8 protein-coding genes are annotated in these 10,388 nt (G+C 62.2%); 2 read left to right on the top strand and 6 right to left on the bottom strand.

The genetic code is table 11. The annotated features are described in order from the left end of the window. The first annotated feature begins 25 nt into the window (after positions 1–25). Entirely contained in the window at positions 26–1,414 is a 1,389-nt protein-coding gene (gene gor / locus EOA75_RS21600) for a glutathione-disulfide reductase (RefSeq protein ID WP_127325116.1), read from the top strand. Between the two features lie 52 nt (positions 1,415–1,466). Here gor and mgtE read toward each other — a convergent pair whose 3' ends face one another. The 4 genes from mgtE to EOA75_RS21580 form a co-directional block, all read right to left on the bottom strand. Further along, positions 1,467–2,831, bottom strand: a complete 1,365-nt coding sequence (mgtE, locus tag EOA75_RS21595) for a magnesium transporter (RefSeq protein WP_067320042.1) — start codon at positions 2,829–2,831, stop codon at positions 1,467–1,469. Between the two features lie 377 nt (positions 2,832–3,208). Beyond that, entirely contained in the window at positions 3,209–5,098 is a 1,890-nt protein-coding gene (locus EOA75_RS21590) for an ABC transporter ATP-binding protein/permease (RefSeq protein WP_066989828.1), read from the bottom strand. Positions 5,099–5,592: 494 nt separating this feature from the next. Then, positions 5,593–6,273 (bottom strand): DsbA family protein, encoded by a 681-nt coding sequence (locus EOA75_RS21585; protein ID WP_127325115.1) that lies wholly within the window; start codon positions 6,271–6,273, stop codon positions 5,593–5,595. A 41-nt stretch (positions 6,274–6,314) separates the two neighbouring features. Beyond that, positions 6,315–8,135 carry an extracellular solute-binding protein gene (locus EOA75_RS21580; RefSeq protein ID WP_127325114.1) on the bottom strand — a complete coding sequence of 607 codons (1,821 nt, stop codon included), beginning with the start codon at positions 8,133–8,135 and terminating at the stop codon, positions 6,315–6,317. 284 nt (positions 8,136–8,419) lie between these two features. Here EOA75_RS21580 and EOA75_RS21575 point away from each other — a divergent pair, with 284 nt between their 5' ends. Beyond that, positions 8,420–9,049 carry an invasion associated locus B family protein gene (locus tag EOA75_RS21575; RefSeq protein ID WP_095777677.1) on the top strand — a complete coding sequence of 210 codons (630 nt, stop codon included), beginning with the start codon at positions 8,420–8,422 and terminating at the stop codon, positions 9,047–9,049. 73 nt (positions 9,050–9,122) lie between these two features. Here the strand turns inward: EOA75_RS21575 and hspQ are convergent, their stop codons facing one another. Beyond that, positions 9,123–9,446 (bottom strand): heat shock protein HspQ, encoded by a 324-nt coding sequence (hspQ, locus tag EOA75_RS21570; protein ID WP_164747484.1) that lies wholly within the window; start codon positions 9,444–9,446, stop codon positions 9,123–9,125. Between the two features lie 225 nt (positions 9,447–9,671). Further along, positions 9,672–10,388 (bottom strand): FAD-dependent monooxygenase (locus EOA75_RS21565; protein ID WP_206517026.1); only part of this gene is annotated, 717 nt, incomplete at its 5' end.

Genomic DNA, 10,388 nt, shown 5'->3' with positions numbered 1-10,388 from the left:
CTTCCATTGCGCAGGAGTCCTTTCGATGGCCGGTTACGACTATGATCTCTTCGTCATCGGCGGCGGCTCCGGCGGGGTGAGGGCGGCCCGTGTGGCTGCCTCGCTCGGCAAGCGCGTCGCCATTGCCGAGGAGTATCGCTATGGCGGTACTTGCGTCATCCGCGGCTGCGTGCCGAAGAAACTTTATGTCTATGCCTCGCAATTCCCCGAACATTTCGCCGATGCCGCCGGCTATGGCTGGATGGTGCCGGAGGCAAGCTTCGACTGGCCGACGCTGGTCGCCAACAAGGACAAGGAGATCGCCAGGCTGGAGGCGATCTACAAGAGGAATGTCGAAGGTGCGGGCGGCGAGGCCTTCCACTCGCGCGCCGTGCTGGTCGATCCGCATTCCGTCTATCTCACTGCCGAAGACCGCACCGTCAGCGCCGACCAGATCCTGATCGCCACGGGCGGCCGTCCGGCTCCGCACCCGGCGCTTTCCGGCCACGAATATTGCATCTTCTCCAACGAAGCCTTCGACCTCAAGGAATTGCCGAAGGCGATCATGATCGAGGGCGGCGGCTATATCGCCGTCGAATTCGCCAACATCTTTCATGGACTGGGCGTCGACACCACGCTGGTCTACCGTGGCCAAGAAATTCTTTCGCGCTTCGATATGGACCTTCGCCGCTCGCTGCACGAGACAATGGAGAAGAAGGGGATCAGGATCCTCTGCCGTTCGATCTCGGAATGGGTGCGCAAGACCGCTGAGGGCAGACTGGACGTGCTGCTCTCCAGTGGCCAGACGCTGACCGTCGACCAGGTCATGCTGGCGATCGGCCGCATCCCGAACACGGAGAATATGGGACTCGAAGGCATCGGCGTGGAGCTCGGCAAGACCGGCGCGATCATCGTCGATGAATTTTCCCGCACCAGCATCGACAATATCTGGGCGATCGGCGACGTCACCCACCGCGTGCAACTGACGCCGGTGGCCATCCACGAAGCGATGTGTTTCATCGAGACAGCCTTCAAAGGCAATCCGACAGCGCCAGACCATGATACCATTCCGACGGCCGTGTTTTCGCAGCCCGAGATCGGCACCGTTGGCCTATCCGAGGACGAGGCGGTCAAGCGCTTCCCCGACATCGAGATCTATCGCGCGTCTTTCCGTCCCATGCGGCACACGCTGTCGGGCCGTGACGAAAAGATGCTGATGAAGCTGGTGGTCGACGGCGCGTCGCGGAAAGTGCTCGGCGCCCATATCCTGGGACCGGACGCCGGCGAGATGGCGCAGCTGCTCGGCATTCCGCTGAAGGCGGGGCTGAGCAAGGACGATTTCGACCGCACCATGGCCGTCCACCCGACAGCGGCGGAGGAGCTGGTCACCATGTACAAGCCGACCTATCGCGTGAAGAACGGCGAGCGCGTTTGAAGCCAAGCCGGGAAGGCGCCGCCGGCCATGCCGGCGGCGCGAAGTTTCTTGGCTAGAGGAGCGTGCCGCGCAGGATCACCAGAGCCACCGAGAAATAGATCACCAGCCCGGTGACATCGACCAGCGTGGCGACGAACGGTGCCGAGGCGCTTGCCGGATCGAAGCCGATGCGCTTCAGCGCGAAAGGCAGCATCGATCCCGACAGCGAGCCGAAGGTCACGATGCCGACCAGCGCCGCGCCCACCGTTGCCGCGATCAGCATCCAATGCGGGCCATAGTCGTAGAAGCCGAAATACTGCCAGAGCGCGATGCGGCAGATGCCGACTATGCCGAGGATCGAGCCGAGCACCAAACCGGTCGGCAACTCGCGCAAGGCGACACGCCACCAGTCGCGAAGGCCGATCTCGCGCAGCGCCAGCGCGCGGATGACGAGCGAGGTCGCCTGCGAGCCGGAATTGCCGCCCGAGCTCATGATCAGCGGGATGAAGAGGGTGAGCACGATCGCCTTCTCCAACTCGCCCTCGTAGCTCTGCATGGCGTTCGCCGTGAGCATCTCGCTGAGGAACAGTGCGCATAGCCAGCCGGCCCGCTTCTGGATCATGGCGAGAAAGCCCATCTTCATATAGGGCTCGTCCAGCGCCTCCATGCCGCCGAAACGATGAACGTCTTCGGTCGTTTCCTCGACCATGGTGTCGATGATGTCGTCGATGGTGACGATGCCGAGGATCTTGCCGTGATCCACAACCGGCAGGGCGAGCAGATCGTATTTGGAGATCGTCTGCGCCAGCGTTTCGCGATCGGTCAGCGGCGTGACCGTGACCGGCATGCGATCCGGCGCCACCGACAGGATCGAGTCCTGAGGCTCGCCGGTGATCAGCCGGCGCAAGCCCGTCGCCCGCAGCAGGAGCTGCGTCTCCTTGTCGGTGATGTAAATCGCATAGACGGTCTCGCGCGTGCGCTCGACTTTGCGGATGTAGTCGAGTGTGCGGCCGACGGTCCAGTCCGAAGGCACGCTGACGAACTCGGTCGTCATGATCGAGGCGGCGCTGCCTTCGGGATAACCGAGAATCGAAAGCAGCGTCGCGCGCAGCGGTGGGGCAAGCGCGCCAAGCAGTTCCGAGCGCGCAGGCTCATCGAGCTCGCGCAGGATGTCGGCTGCGCGGTCGACCGACATGGCGGTGAGCAGCTTGCCTGCTTTCGCGCGCGGCAGGGCTGCGGCGAGTTCCGGCGCGCTTTCGAGCTCCGGCTGGTCGAAGATTTCGACCAACCGCTCGAACGGCACCGCGCAGAGCAGCTCGATGGCCGTCTCGCGAGGTTCGCGGTTGAGGGCTTCGACGACGTCGGCGACGTGGTCGTTGGCAAGAACACGGGCAACGGCGACCGCTTCGTCGTCCAATACGGATGCGAATTCATTCATGGCTCACTCCTTGCCGTCCGGCAGGACGTGAGCCGTCAGGTCACGTCAAGGCGGACGGCGGTTGCGTTCGACTGTGACTGTCGCCAGGCATGGCGGGTTTGACCTTTCTGCTCGCGGGGTAGCGCATGACTCCCCGAAAAATCGGCTCCGATTTTCGGAAAGGATCATGCGCAATTCTAAGATTCTACAGCGTCCTTTACGCGTCCGAAGGGCGCGTGGCGGTGTAGGTTTTAAATCTGCGAGCGGGCGCAACATAGGAGCGCGTTTTGCCGAGTCAATCGCGAAGAGCGCTGAAAATGAGCGAAGCATTGCCGGATCGCGAGACTGTGATCGACAGTGGCCGCTGCCGAGGCGACGGACCAGGGCTGGGCTGATTGCTATTTCTGCTTGAGCCGCCGGAAGCGCAACCATTTGTCCTCGGCCGGCCGGGGCTGCGCGAGGATCGTCGTGAGCTCGCGCGGCAGAGCGGGAGCGAGCGGCTTCTTGGTCGCGACGCCATCGGAGATCGCCACGACGCTATGATAGAATTCCTCTCCGGAAAGCGACCGCGGCGGAACGGCCTCGTGCATCACGCTGATCACGGTTACATCGGGGCAATTGACCTTGATCGCTTCGTGGAAGGCGATCTTGCCTTCGGGGTCGAGAGCGCCGGTCGCTTCGTCGAGGAAGAGCAGTCCCGGCTGCTGCAGGATGATGCGGGCTACCACCAGCTTCTGCTTCTGCCCGCCTGACAGGACCTGATCCCAGAGCTTGCCTTCGCGGCTCTCATCGGCCAGGTGGCCGATGAATTCGCCGAGTCCGGCCTTGTGCAGCGCGGCCGCCACCAGCACGTCGGTGTGATCGTTTTCCGAACCCGGCAGACAGACGAGCTGCTTCAGCGAGACCTGCTGCAGCTTGACCTCCTGGGCGGCATAGAAGCTCGTCACCCCTTCCGGGAACACGATGGTGCCGCGACCATAGGGCCACAGACCATTGATTGCCTTGATCAGCGAGGTCTTGCCGCAGCCGGACTCACCCTTGAGGAATGTCCACTCGCCGCGGCGGAAGCGCAGGTTGGCGGCGCTCAGGAAGGGCGTCGCATCCTCGCCCTGATGCGCCAGCTCCAGCTTCTGGATGGTCAGGCCGAAGACGGGATTTTGCGTGGCATAGCTGAAGTCCGAGCGGCCGGTCTGGCGATAGAACTCCTGCGGCTGCTGGACGTTCTCGATGGCGCTGGCGAGCTCGGTCACACGCTGGCTGTTGGCCCTAAGCGTGGCGATCGCGGGCATGACATGGATGAACCACGAACACTGGCTGATCAGCTGCGCGACCATTTCAGAGCCGGTTATGTAGCCCTTGAGATCGAAGCCGTTGTGAATGAACGGCACGAGACCGGGTCCGTAGGAAACGATGCGGGCGCCGATGAAATTGTAGATCAGCTCGAACGACATGTAGCTGGTGTTGACGACGTTCAGCCGCCCCCAGGTCTTGTCGATGTCGACATAGAGCTTGTCGTGCATCGTCTTCTGCACATCCTCGCCGTGTGAGGCGGCGACGTGGAAGCTGCGGCGCAGGAAGGTCGTCAATTCGCTGCGATAACTGCCTTCGGCCTGTTGCATGCGGATGTTGAGACGTTCGAGCAGGCCGCCGAGCTTCACCGCAATCCAGGTGTTGAGCGGCACGTAGGTCGCGACCGCCAGAAAGGCCAGCACGGCACTGCCGTAGCTGCCGAGAAACTCCAGCCCTTTGACCTCCACCGAGGCCCCGATCAAATTCTCGCCGACGAAATAAAGCGACGTCGCCACGCCCAGCACGCCCATGGCGAGGCCGATGGCGCCGCCCGTCATGTCCTTGATCGATTCCTGGATGCGCTGGTCGATGTTGTCGGGAGCGACGATACCGCCGGCAACCGAGCCATGCTGGGCATGGAAATGGGTATGGTTGCCGTCGAGCAGCGCCCGGTTGAATTGGCTGTTCAGCCAGCCCCGCCATTTGCGATGCAAGGTTGCGGAAACGAGATTGCGCACTCCGGTGAAGCCGGCGTCCTTGAGCACGACCAACAGCACCAATATGCCGGCATTGGTCAGAAGCGTCTGGAGCGGATTGATATTGGCGGCGTCGTGGAAGAAGGCGATCGAATTCACCAGCTCGCCCGATGCCATGGCAAACCACACGCCAGCCTTGCTGGAGAGCGCTGTCAGCAGCGCGATGACGAGGGTAAGGGTCCAGGCTTCCTTCCACCGGTCGGAGAACCAGTAGGCTCGCATCAGCCCCCAGAATGTGCGCATCGACGATACCGGCGTCAGGGGCGAGGGCCTTGCCGCCTCGCTGGATGTTTGCTCCGGTACTGTACGTCGCGGTCTACCGACCCGAATCACGATCCCGCCCGAACCTTTCCTGTTTTGTTACACATGGTAACACCAATTGATCATTTTCCATTAATTTTCTTCCCCCGAATGGGAACAGGGTTACCGGCCGTGGCATGAAGGCAACAGAAAAGCTTTGCCGGCTAATATCTATCGGAGGGGAATTCGTGTTTTGGTTCAGCCGGTTGGGAACAGAGTTTCGGCTGGAAAGGACTTTCCCCAGGGGAAGCCAAAAACACGGTTTTGTGAAGGAATATTCAGCCCGATGCGCGGCCGGTCCATGGTTGAAGGGCTCGAAAAGTCCCTTCAGGAGACCTGGGGTTACCTCGAATCAACCGCCGTAGTCCGCGGGAATCTCTCTCAGCAGTCATCACGGGCTTCCGCGTCGGCTGGGCGGAGGGGTGATGCGACCTGATTTAGCCCGCCGTTTCGAGCTCACCGCGCGCCTTGGCCGCAGCGACCTGGCGGATAGCATCGGCCAGCGTGTCGGCGTCCTGCGCGCCCATAACGGCATATTTGCCTTCGAGCAGGAAACAGGGCACGCCGGTAATGCCCATGCGCGAGGCGGTGGCGATCTCGTTGCGCACCGCCTCGACATCGGCATCCGTGGGCAGCAGCGTCTCGACCACGGAACCGTCCAAGCCGGCTTCGCGGGCGGCTTCGGTTAGGACGGCATGGTCGCCGAGATTGGCGCCTTCCTCGAAATTCAGCTGGAAGAGGCGTCGCACCAACCGGTTCTGCACGTCCTCGCCGGCAGGCCCCGCCCAACGGATAACGCGGTGGGCGTCCAGCGTGTTGGGAGCGACCTTGATGGCGCCGAAGGCGAAATGGATCCCTTCCGCCTCGCCGAGCGGCTCAATGCGCGCATGGATCTGCTGGATGCGTTCTTCGCTGCCGAATTTGCCCAGCATGTATTCGCGGCGAACCATGCCGCCTTGCGGAATGGTCGGATCGAGCTGGAACGGCCGCCAGCGCACGTGCACGTCGATATCGCCGGCAGCGGCGACCGCCCTGTCCAGCCGCTTCTGGCCGATGAAGCACCAGGGACAGACGACATCCGACACCACATCGATGGTGATCGAGTTCTCCGCGCTCATGCTCGTCTCCTTGCTTGGTCCGTGTCAGGCGGGGGATCGCGTCAGTTGGGCTTTCGCCACCATGTCGGCAGCTGATAGCCGAATATGGGCGTCTTTTGCGGATGTTCCAGGTAGCTCCAGTAAGCCAGCCACTGCTGCGTGTTGTATTGCATGGGCACCATGTAGTTGCCCGATATCAGCAGCCGATCGAGAACGCGCACCGCGGCGACATAGTCTTCCTTCGTGCGCGCATTCAACATCGCGTTGATCGCCGCGTCGACCGCGGGATCGGCGACGCCGGCCAGGTTGAATGAACCCTCCTGCTTGGCGGCGACGGATCCCCAGCGTCCCACCTGCTCGCTGCCGGGCGAGAGCGAATTGTTGAAACCGCTTGTGCCGATCAGTGCCTCGAAGTCGAAGCGCTGCTTGCGCGACTGGATTTGATCGCCGTCGAGGCCGCGGATGGTTACATCGATGCCGATCTTCTCCAGCGTGCGCTGATAGAGAGCCGCAAGCCGCTCCTCGTCCTGCGATGACGTCATGATCTCGAAGCCGAAGGGATTGCCTTCAGGGTCGAGCATCCGGCCGTCCTCTACGTGATAGCCAGCGCTTTTCAGGAGCTCGAAAGCCGCTCGCAGCACCTTGCGGTCCTGGCCGGAGCCGTCGGTGACCGGCGGCCGCCAGGTTCCGTCCATCACCTCGGCAGGGACGCGGCCGGGGTAGGGGGCAAGCAGCGCCTTCTCCCGCTCGTCGGCGGGATGGCCGAGCGCGGACAATTCCGAGTTCTGCCAGAAGCTCATGGTTCGATTGAACTTGCCGGCGAACAGGTTTTTGTTGGCCCATTCGAAGTCGTAGAGCATGCCGAGCGCACGCCGCACGACCGGATTGGAAAACTTCGGCAGCCTGGTGTTGAACAGGAAGCCCGTCACCACCGGCGGAATACCGGTGTCGAAATATTCCTGCTTCACATCACCCTTGCGAAAGGCCGGGAAGTCGATATCGCGGTCGCGCTTGACCGGATCGGTCTCGTCGTCGAGGGCACAGATGCCTTTCTTGAACGCTTCCGTCTTGGCGTTGGCGTTGAGGAAATACTCGATGGTGATCTGGTCGAAATTGTCGAAGCCGCGCTTCGATGGGATGTCCTTGCCCCAATAATTGGGATTGCGCTTGAACACGATGCGCTGTCCAGGCTGCACCTTGTCCACGGTATAGGGGCCGCTGCCGGTCAGCGGCTTCAGCGTGGTCTTGTCGAAAGTCTCCTTGTCGAAGGCGTGCTTGGGGATGATCGGCGTCAGCGCGACGATCAGCGGAAATTCGCGATTGGCCTTTTCGTTGAAGGTGAACTTCACGCTGTGGTCGCCGGTCTTCTCCAGCCTGGCAATCATGCTCATGCGATCGCTGTAAGGCGGGCGGCCCTTGTCCTTGAAGACATCGTAGGTGAACAGCACGTCCTCCGGCGTCACAGGCTGGCCGTCCGACCATTTGGCCTTGGGATTGAGGTGGAACTCGATGCTCTTGCGACCCGGGTCCATGTCGGCGCTGTCGGCGAGCAGGCCGTAGAGGCTGAAGGGCTCGTTGTAGTTGCGCTGCATCAACGGCTCGAAGACCAGGTTGCCGTAGACCGTGTCGATCATGCCGCGCGCGGTGGTGCGCAGGCTTTTCAGGATGAAGGGGTTGAGATTGTCGAAACTGCCGACGACGCAATAGGTGACGCTGCCGCCCTTCGGCGCATCGGGATTGACGTAGTCGAAATGCGTATAGTCCGCAGGCAGCGCCGGCTCGCCCTGCATGGCGATGCCGTGCTTCGGTTCCGACAAAGCCGGAAGCAGCGAGAGGGCCAGAAACGAGGTCGCGGCGATCAGCCGAACGAGAACGCGGTCCATGACCGTCTCCTTGCCGGGCAGCTTGGTGATTCGACATGCACCCTAGAGCATTTCGCTCCCCGATTGAATCGGCGCACGCCGGTCGCTTGGTTCAGTCGGCGCATCGCCGATGGAGGTTCGTCCAGGGCAGGAGAAGCGGCAAGAAAACGCGGAAACCGGGCTGGATTCGGCGCCGCTGGCAGTGTAACACGCGCTCCGAAGTCATGCTGTTGCCTCATTTGGGCAACACGTAGCGGGACCACACGGCAGAAAGAAGCCGGTCCCCGGGATCATTTGAGAGGAAAGTGCACCATATGACGAGCAACGCGTATCGCCTTTCGGTGCTGGCCGCAGGCGTGGTCGGCGTTCTGGGCGCCGGGCTTTTCACCGCTTCCGCCCAGCAGCCGCCGCAGATTCCGCAGGGCTGGTTCAAGGCCTGCACCAAGCAGGAAGACGTCGACATCTGCAACGTGCAGAACATCGTCACCGCCGGCAATGGCCAGCTCGTCACCGGCGTCAGCCTGATCGAGCTCAAGGGCAAAGTGAACCGTAAGGTGTTCCAGGTGACGGTGCCGACCGGCCGTCTCGTTCCTCCGGGCATCGGCCTGCAGATCGATTCCGGCAAGGCGCAGAAGCTCGACTATGTGATCTGCTTTCCGGATCGCTGCGTGGCCGAAGTGCCGCTGACCGACCAGCTTGTCGCGTCCTTCAAGAAGGGCCAGCAGATCACGCTCACCTCGGTCAATTTCCAGAACCAGCCGAACCCGATCAAGGTTGCGCTGACGGGCTTTAGCGGCGCCTATGACGGCCCGCCGCTGCAGCAGTCGGACATCGAGGACCGCCAAAAGAAGCTGCAGGACTTCGTCGCCAAGAACAACCAGGACTTCGCCAAGAAGCTTAAGGAAGAGCAGGACAAGGCGAAGACCGCCAACTGATTGTTGGAGCGTTTCTCAAGCATGCAAGAAGCGGGGCAGGCGCCCCGCTTTTTTGTTGTCGCTTGTCCAGCCGTCAGTGTTTCGAGTGACCTTTCGGCTCGTAGCGCCCGTCGGGCAGCTTGTCGAACATCTCGCCGATCTGCGGGTGGCGCACCGGCTCGCCCGACCGGTCCTCGAGCAGGTTCTGCTCGGATACATAAGCGATGTACTCTGTCTCGGAGTTCTCGGCGAGAAGGTGATAGAAAGGCTGGTCCTTGCTTGGACGCATGTCCGACGGGATCGCTTCATACCATTCTTCGGTGTTGGCGAATTGCGGATCGACGTCGAAGATCACGCCACGGAACGGAAACAGCCGGTGGCGAACAACTTGTCCGATCGCGAATTTGGCCGTCTTCATCGCACTCACCACTTCGGTCCCGAGGCGCCGCAGCGGCTTGCGCGCACAGGGCGCCTAAGGTCTTGAATCTACACGTCACGCACTCAAAAATCGACCCCGACTTTCGGCTTGGTACGATTTGGCGCAGACGTTGCTCCAATGCAATGCTTTACCGATGCCCTGGCCACCAAGCGACCTATCAGCAGGCGCAATCCTCGGCCGAAAGCGGTAGTTTGCAAATGTACCTCAGCGCGCGGCCTGTTTCCTGAAGCTGCCGGCGAGCGCCCGAAAACCGCTTCCCGGCCGCAGGCCTTCGCACATGAAGAAGGCGCGCAGCGGCGCGAAGCTGCCCAGCACGTTGAGGCCGGCGCTGCGCGCAAGCTGCGCCGGGAGCATGTCGGATAGCAGCGACATGTTGAGCAGGTTCACCGCACTGCTGCGCACCAGGATGTCCGGACGGCGCCGCGTGTCGTAGGCGGCAAGGCTCAGCCTCGACCCGGGATCGTCGCGATTTTCGCTGGCGATTCCAATTAGATCGTCGATATCCCTGATGCCGAGATTGAGGCCTTGTGCCCCGATCGGCGGGAAGACATGAGCAGCCTCGCCGACAAGCGCCACACGGTTTTGCGCGAACCGACCGGGCGAGGCCGCCGAAAGCGGGTAGACTTGGCGGCCGGGCTCGACCGAGACCCGGCCGAGCATGGACTGCATTTGCTCTTCGACCCGAACAGACAGCGCGGCATCGTCGAGCGCGGCCAGTTCCTGTGCCGTTTCCGGCTTCACCACCCAGACGAGACTGGAGCGCTTGCCCGGCAGCGGCACCTGCGTGAACGGCCCGGTCTCGGTATGGAATTCGGTCGAGATGAAGCCATGCTCGCTGCGATGGCTGAAATTGAGAACGAGCGCCGACTGAGGATAGGGTCGGGCGGAGGCTTTGATGCCGGCGGCCTCGCGCGCCGGCGA

The sequence above is a fragment of the Mesorhizobium sp. M1A.F.Ca.IN.022.07.1.1 genome (assembly GCF_003997575.1).
GTDB lineage: Bacteria > Pseudomonadota > Alphaproteobacteria > Rhizobiales > Rhizobiaceae > Mesorhizobium.
Note: the sequence above shows the minus strand (reverse complement) of the source record. Positions and strands in the feature narration are given on the sequence as shown.